Genomic DNA, 17,895 nt, shown 5'->3' with positions numbered 1-17,895 from the left:
CCTGCTACTTTCTCCTGATGCGCGGCGCGCTTTCCACGAGCTGTCGTGTATAGGCATGTTCCGGCCTGGCAAAAAGATCGCTTGCGGTCGCTTCCTCAACGATTTCCCCGAAATACATCACCGCGACCCTGTCGGAGATGGCTTCCACTACAGCAAGGTCGTGACTGATAAAAAGATAGGAGAGGCCGAACTCTTTCTTCAGCTGATCCAGAAGCAAAAGAACCTGCGCCTGAACGGAGACATCCAGCGCACTGACCGGTTCGTCGAGCACCACGATTTCCGCTTCGGCCGCCAGCGTGCGAGCAATAGCGATACGTTGCGCCTGCCCGCCGGAAAATTCGTGCGGATAGCGTTCCAGCGTATCCTTGGGCATCTGAACGGCATCGAGCAATTGCATCATGCGTTGCTGGCGCTGAGCTGAATTCAGCCCGCCCAGTAGACTAAGCGGCGTTTCCAATGTCTGCCGGATCGTCTTTCTCGGATTGAGCGAAGCAACAGGGTCCTGAAACACATATTGTATAACCTTGCCGAATGCCCGCGCGCCGGATTTTCGCAGTTCGCTTGCATCCCGGCCAGCAATCGTCATCGTTCCGCCTGTCGGCGTGGTCAACCCGACAAGCATCCGGGCGAGCGTGCTTTTGCCCGACCCGCTCTCGCCGACAATTGCCAGCGTTTCACCGCGCCCAAGATCCAGCGAAACGTTTTTCACTGCCTCGATTTTGTGGCATACTCTCCCCAGAAGCGTTCGTCCGCCACCGAATGTTTTGGTGAGATCGCGCACGCTGATCGCATTTTCACTCATCCTGCCGCCTTTCCGTGTTCACGCTTGAAGAGCCCCGCCACACGGTCCAGAAAGCTGCCGCCCTGCCCCAGTTCAGGCACGCAGGCTATCAAGCGCTTCGTATAGTTGTGCTGCGGATTGGAAAGAACTTCCGACGTCGTGCCTGTTTCGACAATCTCGCCATCTTTCATCACGGCCACGCGATCGCAAATTTCCGAAACCACACCGAAATCGTGAGTGATGAACAGGAGTGCCATGCCGCGCTCGTGCTGGAGATCGTGCAGCAATTCGAGAATCCGCGCCTGTACGGTGACATCGAGCGCCGTGGTCGGCTCATCCGCAATGATGATATCGGGATCATTGGCCAGCGCCATGGCAATGCCGACACGCTGGCGCTGACCGCCCGACAACTGGTGCGGATAGTGATCGGCCCGCTCCGCTGCATCCGGTATGCCAACCTTTTCAAGAAGAGCAATCGCCTGCCCGCGCCGCTCGCTCATCCCGACCCGCCGATGCGCCGATATCGCTTCCTCCACCTGCCGTCCGACCGGATACATCGGATGCAAGGTCGTCAGCGGGTCCTGAAACACATAGGCAACCCTTGCGCCCCGTGCCGCGGTCAACTCGGTTTCAGACATTGAAAGAACGTCCCGATCGCCCAGATAGATCGCCCCGTTGCGGATAAGGCCGGGTGGAGATGCCACCAGCCCCATGACCGACAAGGCAGTCACGCTTTTGCCCGATCCGCTCTCCCCGATCAGGCCGAGACATTCGCCGCGTTTCAGTTCCAGTGAAACATTGCGGACAGCGGGGGCGAAATACCCGCCATTGACAAAGCCCGTTTCGAGACCTGCAATCGAAAGGGCTTTCTCCCTGTCATTGATGACAGGCGACGACCGATCCTTGGCGATATCTGTTACCGCACCCGGTCGCGCCAGCGCGCCGGACCGCAATCGCGGATCAAGAACATCGCGCACGCCATCTCCCAACACGTTGAGGCTGATGACCAGCAGGAAGATCATCAAGCCGGGCACGATAGAGACGTGCGGGGCATTGAACAATTGCGCCCTTCCCTCACCGAGCATGGAGCCGAGATCGGCCTGCGGCGGCTGTGCGCCAAGGCCGAGAAAGCTCAAGCCTGCCGTTTCAAGGATCATCCAGCCCGCCGTCGTCGACATGGTAATGACGATAACCGGCAGCACATTGGGTAACACTTCGCTCAACAGGATCGAGATCGGGCTTTTTCCTGAAAGCCGGGCAGCATCGATGAACTCTCGATGTGCAAGACCCAGCGTCACCCCGCGAACGTTGCGGGCGAAGAAGGGAATATTGACCACTGCAATCGCATAGAGCGCGTTCATCAGGCCTGGCCCCAGCACTGCCACGATAGCCAGCGCCAGCAGGATATAGGGAAACGCCATCAGCATATCGATGCCGCGCATCATCAGACTGTCGGTTCGCCCGCCCGCATAGCCAGCCACGAGACCGATGGCCGATCCGACGATTGCCGCGATCAGCGTCGCCGCAAAGCCGACGGCAACAGACACCCGCGTGCCCCATATGACGCGGCTCAATATATCGCGGCCGAGCTGATCGGTTCCCAGAAGATGCCCTTCGCTGAAGGCCGGCTGCAATCGCATTGCGGGAGACGTGGCATCGGGGTCGGTAAGCGGCAGAACCGGCGCCAGCAGAATGACGAGGCAGATCAGGACCAGCAGAAAAAAGCCGAAAGCCGCCAGGCGATTGCTCATAAGGAGACGCCAGGAGGACAGGCGGCTAGCCACCGGCGCGACAGAAATTTCCGGAAGCGCGCTCATGAGCGTATCCTTGGATCGAGCATGGTCTGGATGACATCAGCCAGCAGATTGAAGAGGACATAGCTCGCGGCGACCACAAGCACGCCGCCCTGCACCAGCAGGATATCGCGGGTGGAAATGGCTTTCACCAGCATGGCGCCGATACCGGGCCACTGGAACACGGTCTCGATGTAGACAGCGCCGCCCAGAACGAACCCAGCCTGAATACCGATGACGGGAATGACGCTGACAAGTGCGGCGCGAAATGCATGGGCGTAAATCACGCGGCGCTCATTGAGGCCCTTGGCCCGGGCAGTCCGGATATAATCCTGGCGAAGCACTTCCAGCATCGCACTGCGGGTCAGGCGTGCGATGACGCCCGCCGCCACCACGGCCAGCGTCGCGGCGGGCAGGATCAGATGCCAAAGCAGATCCTTCCAATCACCGCCGCCATAGACGGCATACATGCCGGAGGCCGGCAGGATGCGCCAATGGACCGCGAACAGATAGATCAGGAGCAGCCCGAGCCAGAATGAGGGAATGGAAATTCCCGCCAGCACGATGAACGTAATCGTCCTGTCCACCCAGTCGAACTGACGTACCGCCGAAACAATGCCTGCAAGCAGCCCGAAGATGGAACAAAGCACCAGCGCGACACCAGCAAGGACAAGCGTGGCCTGAAAACGTTCGAGAACCTCGTCCAGCACCGGGCGATTGAGCACGAAGGAGCGCCCGAAATCGCCGTGCAGGAGATTGCCGATCCAGATGAAATATTGTTGCACCAACGGCTTATCGAGGCCGAGATCGCGATTGATCCGCTCAACATTTTCCGGTGTTGCATATGATCCGAGCAACGCGGTTGCCGTATCGCCCGGGATCATCGCCATGACCAGAAAAACGATGATCGAGAGCCCGAGCAAAACGGGAATAACCGCGACAAGCCGCTTGAGGATATAGGCTGGCATGAACGCCCTCCCCGTTTATTCCTTGGTGACGTCTTTCAAATGCAGCAGAAAGGACGGTTGCAGCTTGAAACCCTTGACGGCTACCGTCGTGACTGCGTTCTGTTTCCAGTTCGCCACGAAAAGCCATGGCGCATCGTCGTGAACGATGGTCTGCACTTCACCATAAAGCTTGCCGCGTTCAGCCTGATCGGTCGATGAACGTGCCTTTTCCAGAAGCGCGTCCACTTGCGGATTGGAATAGTATCCCGAATTGAAGCCGCCCTTGTCCGGCAGCGCGTCGCTACGCAGCGTCAGATAGGGTACCGTGTCTGGATCATTGGTCATCCACGCCATCTCGGCCATATCGGCCTTGCCCTCCAGCCCCGTATTGACCCTGCCGAGGAACGTGTTCCACTCATAGGTTTCGATCTTGACCTTGAAACCCACGGCCTGAAGATCTGCCTGGATGGCAGCACCCATGGTGATCGGATCAAGCATGCCCGAACCGCCTTCCGTCACATAGAAGGTGATTTCCGGATTGCCGGCTCCAGCTTCGGCAAGAAGCGCCTTGGCCTTTTCCGGATCATAAGGATAGGGCTCGGTCTTATTCTCGACCCAGTTGAAGGCAGGCGGGATAGGCCCTGGCGCAACGGTTGCGGAACCCTGCAAAACATTGTCGACAAGCCCCTGCTTATTGACCGCATAGTTTGCTGCCTGACGCACCTTCTTATCCGCGAACGGACCGCTTTTCGTGTTCAGGATGGTGAACCAGACATGAGGCCCTGCCTGTTCGGCAACCGCAAAATTCGCGTCCTGCCTGAAGGTGGCCAGATTATCCGGCGGCACTTCCACCATGACATCCAGCCCGCCAGCCATCATCTCCGCGACGCGGGTGTTGGCATCGGTGATCGGGCGGAACACGATTGCCTCCAATGTCGGCGCCTTATCCCAATAAGCGGGATTGCGCTCAACCACCACACGCTGGCCCGATTGCCATTCGGCGAACTTGAACGGGCCTGTCCCCGATGGATGGCGGCCAAATTCCTTGCCGTATTTCTTGACAGCCTCCGGTGAAACAATCAGGCCGGTCGGATAGGCCAGATTGGAGAGGAACGGAGCAAAGGGCTCCTTCAGCTTGAACTCGACAGTGTGCTCATCGAGCACATTGACTGCGTCGATGGACGAGAAATTGAACGAGAGCGGAAATGGCCCGGTATTGTAGAAGGGATGGTCTTCCTTCAGCATTCTGTCAAAGTTGAACTTGACCGCTTCGGCATTGAAATCCGACCCGTCATGAAACTTCACGCCCTGACGCAGCTTGAACCTATAGGTCTTGCCGTCGTCCGAAATCGTCCAGCTTTCAGCCAGTGCGGGTTCCACTTCCAGCGTTCCGTCCCTGTAGCGCACAAGGCCATCGTAAATGTTGACGAGAATGCGGAAATCATTGGTGGCCGTGACTGTATGCGGGTCGAGCGATTGCGGCTCTGCGATCTGCCCGACAATCAGCACATTGGGCGGTGTCTGCGCCAATGCGACTGCGCCCGCCCCGGCAACCGTAAATACCATGGCAGTCAGGATGGCACGGAATAACCTTCTCATGGGGTTCCCCTTCGCTTGTCAAATCCGTCTCACCCTAATTTATAGGCATAAATCAACAATCATCAATGAATTATCATAATTAATTTTCAAGAGATGAAAAAAGCGGACCCTTGGGTCAGGACCTATTTATTTGATGGAAATGGCAGCTGAAATGACAAGAGTTGCAAGGAGAGCCACGAAGAACGGGGCCCCGATCAAGCGGCTCGACGCAGCAGATCGCCAGTCATTCGGTGTCCAGAGGATGTGGTCCATCCGTCCGGCTACTTTGTCGAAAAGGCTCGAAAATGGACCACATTTCCTTCGCCTTTTCTCCTCCTATCCAAACGGATGGCCTCACACCATTTTCACCAAATGAATAGGTCTTGACCCTGACCCGCTTGCGATTTCAGACAGTTGAAAGCCTATTCCGCAGGGGTATCTTCCGGTTTCAGATTCTGCTCGGCCTTGGTCGACTTTTGATGCGTGAAACCCTTGAGTCCCTTGGCTGTTTCCTCGGCATCGCGCTTGATCTCGACCTCGCTCATTGCGTAGTGAACCGCAAGTTTTGCTATGGAAGTGAGCGCGCTCAGATGAATGCGCTCATAACCATGCGACGCATCGACCCCAAAGGTGAGCAACGCCGTGCGCACGTCGTGCCCCGCCTCGACCGCCGAGGCCGCATCCGAACGATAATAGCGGAAAACATCCTTCTGGACCTGGATGTCATGTTCTGCGCAAAGCTCATACAGCTTCTTCGTAAGATGGTAATCGAACGGCCCGGTCTGATCGGCCATGGCAAGCGTGACACCGAACTCGGACGAATTCTGGCCCGGTGCTGTGGTGCCATTGTCGATGGCAACCAGCGAGGCAATATCCGGCACGACGACCGCCGATGCTCCAACGCCCACTTCCTCGCCGATGGTGAACAGCCAATAGCTATCGACCGGCGTTTCCACATCCGCCCTCTGCATCGCCTCAAGGGCTGCAAGCATGATGGCAACGCCTGCCTTGTCATCGAGGTGGCGCGAAACGATAAAGCCATTATCGATGAATTCCGGTGCGGGATCGACCGCAACAATATCACCGACATCGATACCGAGCTGCAACAGATCATCACGGTTTCGGGCAAGCGCATCGACGCGTAGCTCGACATGAGGCCAGCCAACAGGCTGTGTATCCACTTCCTCATTGAATGTATGGCCGGAAGCCTTCAAGGGAAGGATCGAACCGCGATACGTGCCTTTGGACGAAAAGATGGAAACGCGAGCACCTTCGGCGAAACGCGCCGACCAGTTGCCGATGGAAACCAGTTCCAGCCGTCCGTTATCCTTCAGATATTTAACCTGTGCGCCAAGCGTATCGACATGCGATACGATCCCGCGCGCGGGCCTCTCGGACAGGCCCGCCCTGCGCGCCCGAATGGCGCCCCTGCGCGTCAGCAGGACCTCAAGCCCAAGATGCTCAAGCTCCCGCGCGACGTAATGCACGGCCTCGTCGGTAAACCCGGTCGGGCTCGGTATGGCCAGCAGCGCCTTGAGCCGTGTTACGAGATAGTCCTGATCGATTGTGATGGAGGTTTGCATTCCCTATGTGTCGCAAAACGAGACGGCAACGTCAACGTCAGCCCATGATGGGGAATAGCTGTTATTCGGCGGGTTTGATCGGCTTCGGCCTGAATTCCGGCTTGACGGCCTTGAGCGCCATGCGGTCCACCAGCGTTGGGGCAACAAGCTTCAACCACCGTCCCAATCGCATCTGGCGCGTCATCAACACTTCACGCCTGCGGGCCTGCACGGCTTCCAGCATGAGCCGCACGGCTTCCTCGACCGGCATCATGTCATCTTCACGCACGCCGCTCATTCCCAGAGCGCTACCGCTTGCGCCATAGCCCACCTTGCGAATGTCGGTTTTGACGACGCCCGGATAGACGATCGTAACCGATATGCCGCTTGGTTCGAGCTCTGGACGAAGCGCCTCGCAGAAGCCAGATAGCGCGAACTTCGTTCCGCTATAAGCCGTGCGGCCCGGCACGCCGATCAAGCCGGCGACAGAGGAGACCGCCACGATCCGTCCCCGGCTCGCGGCAAGATGAGGAAGTGCCGCATGAATGGGCCAGACGCTTCCCCAGTAGTTCAATTCCATCAGATCATGCATCCAGTTGAGATCGTCCGGCTTGATTTCGGCAAAATTGGCGTGGGCCGACATGCCGGCATTCACGATCAGCGTATCGATGCGTCCGAAAGCAGACACCGCCCGGTCAATCAGGGCGATGCAGGCCGCGCGATCTTTCACATCCGTTGGCACCACAAGAACCGAACTGCCCAGCTGTCGCAATTCGGTCGCCAGACTTTCCAGCTTTTCCACGTTGCGCGCGGCGAGGACAAGCGCCGCACCAGATCGGTCGCGCCGGGCAATCTGCCGCGCAGTTTCCGCACCGATACCTTCCGATGCTCCTGTTATGATCGTGACATCCATGCCAGTCCCTCCCGCCTTTCGGTTAAACGTCAGGCAGGGTACAGGCAAGGCAATCCGTGCGTCCAGTCGCTTCGGCCCTTCGCACCATGCAATGCGATGGAGGCTCGCCCTTGTTGCGGCAGGTGTTTCCCGTCAGAATAATGCGTAAACCCTCATAAAGTCGTATATCCTGCCAACAGATAAGGATTTTCAATTACTTATCTCTTGGTTCGTTGCATCCACTAAATCTTCAGGGCCAATTTCCGTGACTTAGCCAAAGGGAGAAATTGACAGTCCGGTTTCATATCCTGTATCGGTCATTCAGTTCTGAACATTGTTCAGTATATCGAACAAACGGAAGGTTTATCTCAAGACCTTCCTTTCGGAACTGCCGGTGCATCGGCTGCATCGGAGAATTGCACAGGCGCCTCCTTCCCAAGACAGAAGCGCTTGCGAAGAAAGCCCAGCGTTGTGTGCCGGTGAGGAAATGAGAGACCTCGGCGCTGGTGAAAGTGATAAGGGTGGAATGATGACAACTGAGATCAAGCCATTTTCATTCGATACCGTCGGCTCGATGCTCGTCGAATGGAGCGCTGCGAAGCGTCTTGGCGAAATCCTCGGCGAACGGTTTTCCGAACGCAGGATTCTGATCGTGACGGACAAGGGACTGCACAAGGCCGGTGTCCTGGACCATGCGCTGGCCTCGCTGGAAAAAGCCGGTTTCGGTATCAGCATTTTCGATGATGTGGTAGCCGATCCGCCGGAATCCGTGCTGTTTGCCTGCGTCGAACAGGCAAAGGCCGCAGACTGCGATATCGTGCTGGGCCTTGGCGGCGGCTCCTCCATGGATATTGCCAAGCTCGCAGCCGTGCTGCTCGTCTCGGAACAGGAGCTCTCCGAACTATATGGCATCGGCAAGGTGCAGGGCAGCCGCCTTCCACTGATCCAGATTCCGACAACAGCCGGAACCGGATCGGAAGTCACGAACATCACCATTCTGACGACTGGTGAGACCACGAAGATGGGCGTGGTCGCGCGTCAGCTTTACGCCGACTTCGTTATTCTGGATGCCGAACTGACCTGCGGCCTGCCTGCCCTGCATACGGCTGCAACCGGCATCGACGCCATGGTCCATGCGATCGAGGCCTATACGAGCCGCATCAAGAAGAACCCGCTGTCCGACGCTTTCGCCCGGGAGGCGCTGACGCTTCTTTCGGCGAATCTGGTCGCGGCCTGTGAAAACGGCAATGACCGTCATGCCCGCGAGGCCATGCTGCTCGGCGCCAATTATGCCGGTCAGGCTTTTTCCAATTCGCCTGTCGGCGCCGTTCACGCGCTGGCTTACCCACTTGGCGGTCATTACCATGTGCCGCACGGGCTTTCCAATGCGCTGATGCTGGGGCCAGTGTTGCGCTACAATATGGCGGGCGCGGCCAAGCTTTATGCAGAACTTGCCGATCTCCTTCTAGGACGAGTGGAAGGCACGATGGAAGAGCGCTCGGCGGCCTTCGTCACCTATATGGAAGAGCTGATGGACAAGTCCGGCGCCCCGCGCCGCCTGCGTAATGTCGGCGTGACGGAAGACAGCCTCGAAATGCTGGCGCGCGACGCGATGCTGCAAACCCGGCTTCTGGGCAATAATCCGGTCGACGTGACCGAGGCCGACGCCCTGGCGCTCTACCGCGAAGCTTTCTGACCAAACATAACAAAATCTGACGACCGAACGCCGGAGAAGCGCGCTGACTACCGCTTCTCCGCAGCTTGGTTCCGTGTCTGTGGAGAATAAATTGAGCACTGAACGTATCGACGGTCAGGAGCAGCCCTATTGGCCTGCCGGACCGTTCAAAATCCGCCTGCCTTTCGTCCATTACAAGTTCGAGTGGCCTGATTATTTTCAAGGCTTGCTGATGTGCGCGGTGGACCTGTCCGCCATCCCGCTTATGACAGAACTCCTTGGGATGCCTTTCGAGGTGGCCCTCGCCGTCGTCGTGCTGAACGGGCTCTTTTACCTGACGCACCATCTTCTGGGCGATCCCGTCGTTCCGGGCTGGATCACGCCTGCCATTCCGCTCCTCATGGCCTATTGCGCCACTTTTCCCGAAGGACCGGAACGTGTCCACGCTCTGGTCGCATTCCAGATGATGCTCGGCATATTCTCCATCCTGATAGGCGCGACGGGCATGGCCCATCGGGTGGTGCAGCTTATTCCCGCCGCCATCAAGGCGGGCATCATTGTCGGTGCGGGATTTGCCGCCGTCATATCGGTTTTCCAGCTGGGCGGACGTTTCGACACTTTCCCGTTTACGATCACCATCGCCGTCGGCCTCGGCTTCTACGTCATCTTTTCCCGCCATTTTGCACGTATCAAGAACAGCAATCCTGTCCTTGCCATCGTCGGAAAGCTTGGCGTGTTTCCGATTATCCTGCTCGCGGTCATCATCGCTCCCCTTTTCGGCGAAGCGCAGTGGCCGAAGCTTGAGTGGTCGATCACAAGTCCGGATTTCACCACGCTTTGGCGCGAATACACGGTTTTCGGCCTTGGCTTGCCACCTCTTTCGATGTTCCTCAGCGCAATCCCGACAATGCTTGCAGCCTATATCGTCGTGTTCGGCGACGTTCTGCAAAGCCGCGCCATCCTGAAGGAAGCCGACGAGGCGCGTCCTGATGAGAAGGTGGACTACAATCCAGACCGGGCGCATCTCATCTTTGGCGGACGCAATGCCGCAATGAGCGTTCTGGGGCCGGATGTGTGCATGTGCGGGCCGCTCTGGTCTGCCATGCACGTCGTCATCACCGAGCGTTTTTCTCAAGGAAAAAAGGCGATGCATTCGATCTTTGGCGGTGCAGGCTCATTTCGCTGGGGCACCAATACCGGCCTGTTCCTGATGCCGATCGTCACCCTGGTACAGCCGATCCTCGGCGTCGCACTCGCCCTTACCTTGCTCATTCAGGGCTATGTTTCAGTCCGTGTCGGCATTCTCGAAGCCCGTTCCCAGCGCGATCTCGGCATTGCGGGCGTGGTCGGCGCGGTTCTTGCCACCCGCGGCGCTGCCTGGGCCTTTGCGACCGGTGTTGTCCTGTGTCTCCTGATATATGGCCGCGACTTCTTCCGTGGTGAAGCAGACAATACCTTTACCAAGGACAGCTGACGCATCTTTCCTCCCGCATTCACGCGGGAGGGCTATCCTTCTGCATCGAAGGGAAATAGGATCGGCGGCCATGACCCGGATTTTCTTGCGCAGGACCGCTTCTGCTGACGCGGATTGCTGGAGCCGACAGGCAGGGCAAGCCGCCTATTTCCCCTTGGGCAGCACAAATTCCACGCGCCGGTTCTGCGCCCGGCCTTCCGGGTTGTCCTGCCCATCCGCCTTGTTGTTGGGCGCAACCGGGCGGGTGCTTCCAAGGCCGATGGCGGAAAGCTTTTCCCGGTCGACACCATGCGCTTCCAGCCAGAGCGCAACAGCCTTTGCGCGGCGCAGCGAAAGCGCCCGATTATAGGCCGCCGACCCCTTGGAATCGGTGTGCCCCTCGATAATCGTCCTATCAGGACCCAGCGACGTGACCAGGCGCGCGATTTCATTCAGCACTGGCTCCGCTGCCGGTTTTATGGCCGCCTTGTCGAAATCGAACAGCACATCGCCGGTCATCGAAACCCGGACGCTCCCCGCGTCCTGCCGAACGGTAAGGCCGCTGTTTCTGGCCGCGAGGTCATCGATCCGGCCACGAAGCGAGGAGGCCGACGATTCCAGGCCGGGATGAAGCCCCTTGAGCGACAACACCGTCGCCTTCAGCGCACGAATGTCCCGCTTGTAATCCCCGGCTTGCGCATATGCACAACCCGCCGAAGCCAACAGCACAAGAGCCGCTATTCCTGCCAGACCCCTCATGGCTATTTATCGGAAATCGGGATGGCATCGATGGTTTCGACACCGCGGATGGTAAGCGAAACTTCGCCGATATCCTTTGGCGGCGCAGGAAACCGGCCATACCATGTTCCGGAAACGGGCGAGTTTTCGCTGTTGCGGATGGACAATTGCGGATTGGTCAACGGCTTGTCCTGGCTATCCGTCAGAAGCAGATACTTCTTGTCCCCAGCAAGCACATAAAAATCGTTTTCGTAATCATCCTTCGTGATCTGGCTGTAGATGGATTCCATCTTGCCCGGAACGACCGGAGCAAACCGGATCTTGATCGTGAGAATGTCGCCCCTGCGGATGGCCTCGGTCACTTGTGCCTCCGCCGAACCCGTATTGGTCATCCCGGTTGCGAGCGGAGCAACAGTGCTATTGGAAGCCTGTGCATGCGCCGTGCCCGGCCCGGCAATTCCGCCTGCGACAAGGAAGAGGCCAAGGGCAATCGCTTTCAAACCATAGGAATGCATGTTCAGTCCCCTTCACGAGCGAATTCTGGCGGGCAGCCTAGGGGCTAGCCCGGTCAATCATCGGATGTTCCGTGTGTTTGCCGGGCCGGTCCATTTCCGCCTCCAGCATGGAAAACAGCATTTGTCTCTGACGCTCCAGAAAAGCCTGGTCCGGTGCGATGACGTTGTAGAAGACGTAGCCGCGCAGGGTGGAAAGCGTCAGATGCATGAGATCGGTGCGCTTTTGCCGGTCGGGAATGCGCGCTTCGAAAACCGTGGTCCAGAGTTCATCGAGCTTGGCCTGCGACTGGATTCGGTGTTGCAGGATCAAGCCATGCAGATGCGTGTCTGCACGCGTCCCCATCACGATTTCCCAGATCGCCATATAACGGGGGCTCGAATAGATATCGCGCAACAGATCGATAAAGCTTCGCCAGTCCACCCTGGAATTTTCGTCATTCGCAAAGGCTTCAAGCTGTTCGCAAACCGCATCGAACTGATAATCCGCAAGCGCAAGAAGCAGCTCTCCCCGCGACGCGAAATGGTGTTGCAGCGCCCCTGAAGTCAGGCCTGCCCTACGGATGATCTCATGGGTGGTCGTGCGCGCATAGCCAAGCTCGATCAGCGCCGCCATCATGCCTTCCAGCAAGGCCTTGCGGGTCTCCTCCCGCCTTTCCTGTTGCGTGCGGCGGCGTGTGCGCATCTGATTTTCAGCCATGTCCGTATCTCGCTATCACATAAAACATCATAATCATGATGTTTTATGTTGCAAGTCTCATTCTTGAAACCTTTTCTGGAATATGCACCGAAATGCCACTCTTCAAAGGGTTGCGCGGCGCGGATGTTCAGCCAATCGCAAAAAGCATTTTGGAGCCAAAGGCGTGAAACGCCTGCGCGGAGCAATAAGACAAAACGAAGAGTTGAAGTGGTCCCGGCTTTTCTGTCGCAACAGGAACCACCCTATCGAACGGCATCAGGGCCTTGCCTGCGGGAAGGCATTATAGATCGTTTCCCGCAGATTTTCGTCCAGCCAGTCTGCATTCAGCGCAGCGGTGGCCAGAAGATCGGTGATGACGATCCTTTGCGCCTCGTCGGCGGCTTGCGACATTGTGAGCGCCTGCTGCGTGCCATCCTCAAGGGTCTTTTCCATGGGGATCGACAGGACCAGAATATGCGAGCCGATATTTCGGAAAATCACCCGCATCCCTATCTCCCAGGCATTCTGTTCCTCACGTCTGGTAACGCTTTGGAGGATAATGTCCGGCTTTGTGTATTTCATTTTCATGCTCCAGCTTTCGCGCCTTCAAGAACATCAGTTCAGCTGATTTGCAAAGCCGTTTGCACAAATATTCACGCCGCAAAAAAGGCCGCCGAAGCGGCCAGTTTGATCACGGGAACATTAATGGAGAGCATTATAGAACCACAGTCGCAATTGCGTCAGGTTCAACCTCACGAAGAATGCAACTGTAGCAATAGGGCCAGGCTGCGATTAGCCACTACAATGCAGCCTGGCCCAAGGGGGTGACGCGGGAGGAGGTCCGCGCCTGCCTTCTGTGGGGGGTGGAAGGCAAATTCAAAATAGCCCTGATTTATCATCTTGTCCGCATAGAGACTGCCTAAAATGGGCGCTTTACTGTCATTCACTCTTCCGGCAGGGGAAAATCTATCGAAACAGGCTGGCTCAAAACTCTGCTTCACGCATGCGGCTCAAATTAATTAACAGGTGAATTATATTGACTCCGCGCCGTGCCGGAGGCATATTTTCCCCTTGTTTCCGGCATTTCATGCCGCGAAACCACCGGCTCTGTTGGGAGGCAAAGTTGGAACTCGTTCACTATAGCAACCTCGTACCGGATGCGTGGAAAGCCATCCCCTACGATCAGTGGTCCAGCGATCTTCGCTCCGTGTGCGGCAATTTCAATCCGCAGACTGTGGAAAAAGGCGATGCGGTGACGGGCGCCGCCCGGCGCATCGACGTCTGCGGCATGGAATTCGCCCATGTTTCAAACGATCTCGATTGTGTGAGCCGGGGATGGGATGATGTTCGCCGCGATGCGCAGGAACATCTTTTCCTCATCGTGCAGCTTGAGGGAAGCTGCGGCCTGGAGCATGGCGACCGCCAGAATATTCTTGATGTCGGCGAATGCATCCTCGTCGATTCCACGCGGCCAACAACCTTTTATTTCGGCGGGCGCTTTTCCAATCATCTGTCGCTGCATCTGCCGCGGCAATTGATGTATTCCGACAGCCGCATGCACTTCGATATTGCCCGCAAGCTTTCCGCACACGATCCGATGGCGCATATGCTCCATGCGCTCATCGCGAAAATCATGGCGACGACGGAATCGGATTCCGCTTCGCCGCATCTGCGCCAGCTCATGTTCAACGCCACGCGCCAGGCCTTTCATTCAACCGGCGAGAGCGCCCCGCTGCACAGCCTCCATGACAGCGCAAGCAAACGCCTGCAAATCGTCGACCTTCTGATCGACCGGCACCTGACGGAAACCGAGCTTTCCGCACGTTGGCTCGCAACCCGGCTCGGCATTTCCATCCGCACATTGCAACAGGACTTTCAAGGCATGGGCGTTACCTGCACCATGGTCATCCGCGACAAGCGGTTGCGGCTGGCGAAGGAAAAGATCGAGCAGTTGAAGGAGCAGAAGTCGGGCAGCACCATCGCCGAAGTCGCCTATTCGGCAGGCTTCAACGACATTTCCTATTTCAACCGCAGCTTCAAGGAACTGTTCGACTGCGCGCCGACCGATCTCCTGAAAGGTGGCGATTGCTGAAGGCTTGCGCTCCGGTCCAAGCCGGGGCGCGTTTCTCCCCAAGACGATACTGCTTATTGCGGCAATACTCCTTTCGATAAGTTAGAACGATGATCCGATTCAATCAGATCGAACCGTGTTCTAACCATTTGTTTTTACGCGCATACCGAAAACGGTTTCACGCTTTTCGGGATGCGCGCCAGGGAGGATATCATTGTGAAGCAGTACACGCTGCTCATCGGCGGCGAATGCGTTGCCACGACCAGCCATGCCGAAGTGCGCAATCCATCCACCGGCGAAGTGGTGGGGCTGATGCCGCTTGCGAGCGAAGCCGATCTCGACCGCGCCGTCGCCGCCGCGGCCAGCGCATTCCAGACATGGTCGAAAACCGGCGATGGTGAGCGCGCGGCCGCCTGCCGGGCCATTGCCGACAAGCTTTCCGAACACGCGGAAGAACTCGCCCGCCTGCTGACGCTCGAACAGGGCAAGCCGCTCAACGGCCTCGGCTCCCGGTTCGAACTGGGCGGCGCAATGGCCTGGACACGCTATACGGCCGAGCTTGGCCTGCCCGTGGAAGTGGTGCAGGACGACAATGAGGGCCGCGTCGAAATCCACCGCAAGCCGATCGGCGTTACCGGCTCCATCACGCCGTGGAACTGGCCGGTGATGATCGCCTGCTGGCACATCATTCCAGCCGTGCGCACGGGAAACACGGTCGTCATCAAGCCCTCCCCGCTCACCCCGCTTTCCACGATCCGCCTTGTCGAAATCATCAATGCGGTTTTGCCGGCGGGCGTGGTCAATGTCGTCACCGGCGAGAACAGCATCGGCGCGGCCCTCTCGGCCCATCCGGACATTGCCAAGATGATATTCACCGGCTCCACCGAAACGGGCCGGAAGATCATGGCCTCCGCAGCCGCCACGCTGAAGCGCCTGACGCTGGAACTTGGCGGCAATGATGCAGGCATCGTGCTGCCCGATGCCGATCCTGCCCGTATCGCAGAAGGGCTTTTCTGGGGCGCCTTCATCAATAATGGCCAGACCTGCGCGGCCCTGAAGCGCCTTTATGTCCATGACCGGATTTATGACGATGTCTGCCGGCACCTGACCGAATATGCCGCCAATATCGTTGTCGGCGACGGCCTTGACGAAAAAAGCGTTCTTGGCCCGGTTCAGAATGCCATGCAGTTGAACAAGGTGCGCGAGCTTGTGGACGACGCCAGGGCGAAGGGCGCGCGCATTCTGATCGGCGGTGAAGCACCCGAAGGCCCCGGCTATTTCTATCCGATCACACTGGTCGCGGATATCGACAACGGCACGCGCCTGGTCGATGAGGAACAGTTCGGCCCCGTGCTGCCCATCATCCGCTACAGCGATATTGACGAGGTCATCCGCCGTGCCAACGACAATCCCTCGGGCCTCGGCGGTTCGGTCTGGTCCGGCGATGCGGAAAAGGCGCGGGCGGTCGCCCTTCAGCTCGAATGCGGCTCGGTATGGATCAACAAGCATGGCGCGATCCAGCCCAATGCACCTTTCGGCGGCGTCAAGCAATCGGGGATCGGGGTCGAGTTCGGCACGGACGGGCTCAAAGAATTCACCACCATCCAGACGGTGCTAAGCTGATGAGCGGAGCTTTCGACTATATCATCGTCGGCGGCGGATCGGCGGGCTGCGTGGTGGCCAACCACCTGTCGGCCAATCCGGCCAACCGGGTTCTGCTCATCGAATCCGGCCGCCGCGACCGTGATCCGTGGATTCATATCCCTGCGACCTTCTTCAAGGTTCTGGGCAAGGGCATGGACATTCACCCTTATGCGTCCGATCCACAGCCCGGCCTCAACGGACGCCCCTCGATCGTGCCGCAGGGAAATGTGCTCGGCGGCGGTTCGTCGGTCAATGCGATGATCTATATTCGCGGCCATCGCAACGACTACGACACATGGTCACAGATGGGCTGTCGCGGCTGGTCTTATGACGAGGTGCTTCCGGTGTTCAAGGCGCTGGAGAACAACCAGGCTTTCAACGGCCATTATCACGGTCAGGCCGGGCCGCTTGCCGTTTCCAACCCGCGTCACCGCCATCCCCTTTCGGAAGCCTTCGTCAATGCGGCCGTCGAAACCGGCCTGAAGCCGAACGCCGATTTCAACGGAGCGGATCAGGAAGGCGTCGGCTTTTACCAAAGCACGACCCGAAACGGACGGCGCTGGAGTTCGGCCATGGCCTTCCTGCGCGAGGCGGAAAAGCGTCCCAACGTGACAGTGCTCACCGGCCGCAAGGTCGCCCGCATCCTGTTCGAGCAACGCAGGGCTGTCGGCGTCGAACTGATGGACGGAACGATCCATCGCGCAAACCGGGAGATCGTGCTTTGCGCGGGCGCCATAGCAACACCCCGCATTCTGCAACATTCGGGTATCGGCGATGGCGCGCATCTGTCGTCGCTCGGCATCAATGTGGTTTCCGATCTGCCGGGCGTGGGTGAAAATTATCAGGATCATCTCGAAGTGCCGGTTCAGGCAGAAGTCCGCGAGCCGATTTCCATCATGGGCCAGGATAAGGGCATCAGGACCGTCGGCCACATGCTGCGCTATCTGACCACAAAACGGGGGCTTCTCGCGTCCAATGTCGTGGAATGCGGCGGTTTCGTCGACACGTTGGGCACCGGCCAGCCGGATGTGCAATTTCATGTCCTTCCCGTGCTGATCGGCTTCATGGACCGCGAGCCGGAACCCGGCCACGGCTTTTCGATCAGCCCCTGCTATCTACGCCCGCGTTCGCGCGGCTCGATCCGCATCAAGGCGCCGGACCCGTCCGCAAAGGTGGATTTCAACGCCAATTCACTGGCTGATCGCGACGATTTGGAAACGCTCCTGCGCGGTGTGAAGACGGCGCTGCGCGTCCTGGATGCGCCGTCCATACAGAAAATCATCAAGCGCCGTGTCCTGCCGCGCCCCGGAGTGGAGGCCGACCCGGCGGCGCTCGAAGCCTATATTCGCCAGACCGCCAAGACGGTGTTCCACCCGGCAGGGACGGCGAAAATGGGCCGCGACGACGATCCCATGGCGGTCGTGACGCCGGAATTGAAGGTGCGCGGCGTCGAAGGCCTGCGCATTGCCGATGCCTCGATCATGCCGACGCTTGTTTCGGGCAACACCAATGCGCCTTGCATGATGATCGGCGCACGGGCTGCGGCGTTTATGAGCGGGACCGCATAAGA

Annotated in this window: 15 protein-coding genes; 5 read left to right on the top strand and 10 right to left on the bottom strand. The window is 58.3% G+C overall.

The annotated features are described in order from the left end of the window. Nucleotides 1-4 precede the first annotated feature (4 nt). The 6 genes from AVM02_RS01035 to AVM02_RS01010 form a co-directional block, all read right to left on the bottom strand. Nucleotides 5-802, bottom strand: coding sequence for an ATP-binding cassette domain-containing protein (locus tag AVM02_RS01035; protein ID WP_411505163.1), 798 nt, complete (start codon nucleotides 800-802; stop codon nucleotides 5-7). Next, nucleotides 799-2,598, bottom strand: coding sequence for a dipeptide/oligopeptide/nickel ABC transporter permease/ATP-binding protein (locus tag AVM02_RS01030; protein ID WP_411505162.1), 1,800 nt, complete (start codon nucleotides 2,596-2,598; stop codon nucleotides 799-801). Before AVM02_RS01030 ends, AVM02_RS01035 begins: the two co-directional genes overlap by 4 nt. Continuing rightward, a complete protein-coding gene (locus tag AVM02_RS01025) occupies nucleotides 2,595-3,542 on the bottom strand; it encodes an ABC transporter permease (RefSeq protein ID WP_411505161.1) in 948 nt (315 codons plus the stop codon). Before AVM02_RS01025 ends, AVM02_RS01030 begins: the two co-directional genes overlap by 4 nt. A 15-nt stretch (nucleotides 3,543-3,557) precedes the next feature. Then, nucleotides 3,558-5,120, bottom strand: a complete 1,563-nt coding sequence (locus AVM02_RS01020) for an ABC transporter substrate-binding protein (RefSeq protein WP_411505160.1) — start codon at nucleotides 5,118-5,120, stop codon at nucleotides 3,558-3,560. A gap of 401 nt (nucleotides 5,121-5,521) precedes the next feature. Then, nucleotides 5,522-6,682, bottom strand: coding sequence for an osmoprotectant NAGGN system M42 family peptidase (locus AVM02_RS01015; protein WP_411505159.1), 1,161 nt, complete (start codon nucleotides 6,680-6,682; stop codon nucleotides 5,522-5,524). A gap of 61 nt (nucleotides 6,683-6,743) precedes the next feature. Further along, a complete protein-coding gene (locus tag AVM02_RS01010; protein WP_411505158.1) occupies nucleotides 6,744-7,574 on the bottom strand; it encodes an SDR family oxidoreductase in 831 nt (276 codons plus the stop codon). A gap of 505 nt (nucleotides 7,575-8,079) precedes the next feature. Between AVM02_RS01010 and AVM02_RS01005 the strand changes: the two genes are divergently transcribed. Together AVM02_RS01005 and AVM02_RS01000 are read left to right on the top strand one after the other, a co-directional pair. Next, the gene (locus AVM02_RS01005; protein WP_411505157.1) at nucleotides 8,080-9,249 is read left to right on the top strand and encodes an iron-containing alcohol dehydrogenase; all 1,170 of its coding nucleotides are present in this window, start codon (nucleotides 8,080-8,082) and stop codon (nucleotides 9,247-9,249) included. Between the two features lie 91 nt (nucleotides 9,250-9,340). Continuing rightward, entirely contained in the window at nucleotides 9,341-10,702 is a 1,362-nt protein-coding gene (locus tag AVM02_RS01000; RefSeq protein ID WP_411505156.1) for a hypothetical protein, read from the top strand. Nucleotides 10,703-10,846: 144 nt separating this feature from the next. Here the strand turns inward: AVM02_RS01000 and AVM02_RS00995 are convergent, their stop codons facing one another. The 4 genes from AVM02_RS00995 to AVM02_RS00980 all read right to left on the bottom strand — a co-directional run bounded on the left by AVM02_RS00995 (nucleotide 10,847) and on the right by AVM02_RS00980 (nucleotide 13,192). Next, the gene (locus AVM02_RS00995; protein ID WP_411505155.1) at nucleotides 10,847-11,440 is read right to left on the bottom strand and encodes an OmpA family protein; all 594 of its coding nucleotides are present in this window, start codon (nucleotides 11,438-11,440) and stop codon (nucleotides 10,847-10,849) included. Nucleotides 11,441-11,442: 2 nt separating this feature from the next. Further along, nucleotides 11,443-11,934, bottom strand: coding sequence for a hypothetical protein (locus tag AVM02_RS00990; protein WP_411505154.1), 492 nt, complete (start codon nucleotides 11,932-11,934; stop codon nucleotides 11,443-11,445). Between the two features lie 37 nt (nucleotides 11,935-11,971). Continuing rightward, the gene (locus tag AVM02_RS00985) at nucleotides 11,972-12,631 is read right to left on the bottom strand and encodes a TetR/AcrR family transcriptional regulator (protein ID WP_411505153.1); all 660 of its coding nucleotides are present in this window, start codon (nucleotides 12,629-12,631) and stop codon (nucleotides 11,972-11,974) included. Nucleotides 12,632-12,886: 255 nt separating this feature from the next. After that, a complete protein-coding gene (locus AVM02_RS00980) occupies nucleotides 12,887-13,192 on the bottom strand; it encodes a hypothetical protein (protein WP_411505152.1) in 306 nt (101 codons plus the stop codon). Nucleotides 13,193-13,733: 541 nt separating this feature from the next. Between AVM02_RS00980 and AVM02_RS00975 the strand changes: the two genes are divergently transcribed. The 3 genes from AVM02_RS00975 to AVM02_RS00965 all read left to right on the top strand — a co-directional run bounded on the left by AVM02_RS00975 (nucleotide 13,734) and on the right by AVM02_RS00965 (nucleotide 17,893). Further along, complete coding sequence (locus AVM02_RS00975) at nucleotides 13,734-14,702, top strand: helix-turn-helix domain-containing protein (RefSeq protein ID WP_411505151.1); 969 nt, start codon at nucleotides 13,734-13,736, stop codon at nucleotides 14,700-14,702. Nucleotides 14,703-14,897: 195 nt separating this feature from the next. Further along, nucleotides 14,898-16,304: an aldehyde dehydrogenase family protein gene (locus tag AVM02_RS00970; protein WP_411505150.1), complete on the top strand. Its 1,407-nt coding sequence runs from the start codon at nucleotides 14,898-14,900 to the stop codon at nucleotides 16,302-16,304. Then, the gene (locus AVM02_RS00965; protein WP_411505149.1) at nucleotides 16,304-17,893 is read left to right on the top strand and encodes a GMC family oxidoreductase; all 1,590 of its coding nucleotides are present in this window, start codon (nucleotides 16,304-16,306) and stop codon (nucleotides 17,891-17,893) included. The genes AVM02_RS00970 and AVM02_RS00965 overlap by 1 nt, the downstream gene beginning before the upstream one ends. The last annotated feature ends 2 nt before the right edge of the window (nucleotides 17,894-17,895 follow it).

It is taken from the genome of Brucella anthropi, from assembly GCF_046630315.1.
Taxonomy (GTDB): domain Bacteria; phylum Pseudomonadota; class Alphaproteobacteria; order Rhizobiales; family Rhizobiaceae; genus Brucella; species Brucella anthropi_A.
Note: the sequence above shows the minus strand (reverse complement) of the source record. Positions and strands in the feature narration are given on the sequence as shown.

Bases quoted from the DNA above. Each gene is read 5' to 3' on its own strand.
- AVM02_RS01035 (WP_411505163.1), bottom strand. From the start codon at position 802: ATGAGTGAAAATGCGATCAGCGTGCGCGATCTCACCAAAACATTCGGT.
- AVM02_RS01030 (WP_411505162.1), bottom strand. From the start codon at position 2,598: ATGAGCGCGCTTCCGGAAATTTCTGTCGCGCCGGTGGCTAGCCGCCTG.
- AVM02_RS01025 (WP_411505161.1), bottom strand. From the start codon at position 3,542: ATGCCAGCCTATATCCTCAAGCGGCTTGTCGCGGTTATTCCCGTTTTG.
- AVM02_RS01020 (WP_411505160.1), bottom strand. From the start codon at position 5,120: ATGAGAAGGTTATTCCGTGCCATCCTGACTGCCATGGTATTTACGGTT.
- AVM02_RS01015 (WP_411505159.1), bottom strand. From the start codon at position 6,682: ATGCAAACCTCCATCACAATCGATCAGGACTATCTCGTAACACGGCTC.
- AVM02_RS01010 (WP_411505158.1), bottom strand. From the start codon at position 7,574: ATGGATGTCACGATCATAACAGGAGCATCGGAAGGTATCGGTGCGGAA.
- AVM02_RS01005 (WP_411505157.1), top strand. From the start codon at position 8,080: ATGATGACAACTGAGATCAAGCCATTTTCATTCGATACCGTCGGCTCG.
- AVM02_RS00995 (WP_411505155.1), bottom strand. From the start codon at position 11,440: ATGAGGGGTCTGGCAGGAATAGCGGCTCTTGTGCTGTTGGCTTCGGCG.
- AVM02_RS00990 (WP_411505154.1), bottom strand. From the start codon at position 11,934: ATGCATTCCTATGGTTTGAAAGCGATTGCCCTTGGCCTCTTCCTTGTC.
- AVM02_RS00985 (WP_411505153.1), bottom strand. From the start codon at position 12,631: ATGGCTGAAAATCAGATGCGCACACGCCGCCGCACGCAACAGGAAAGG.
- AVM02_RS00980 (WP_411505152.1), bottom strand. From the start codon at position 13,192: ATGAAATACACAAAGCCGGACATTATCCTCCAAAGCGTTACCAGACGT.
- AVM02_RS00965 (WP_411505149.1), top strand. From the start codon at position 16,304: ATGAGCGGAGCTTTCGACTATATCATCGTCGGCGGCGGATCGGCGGGC.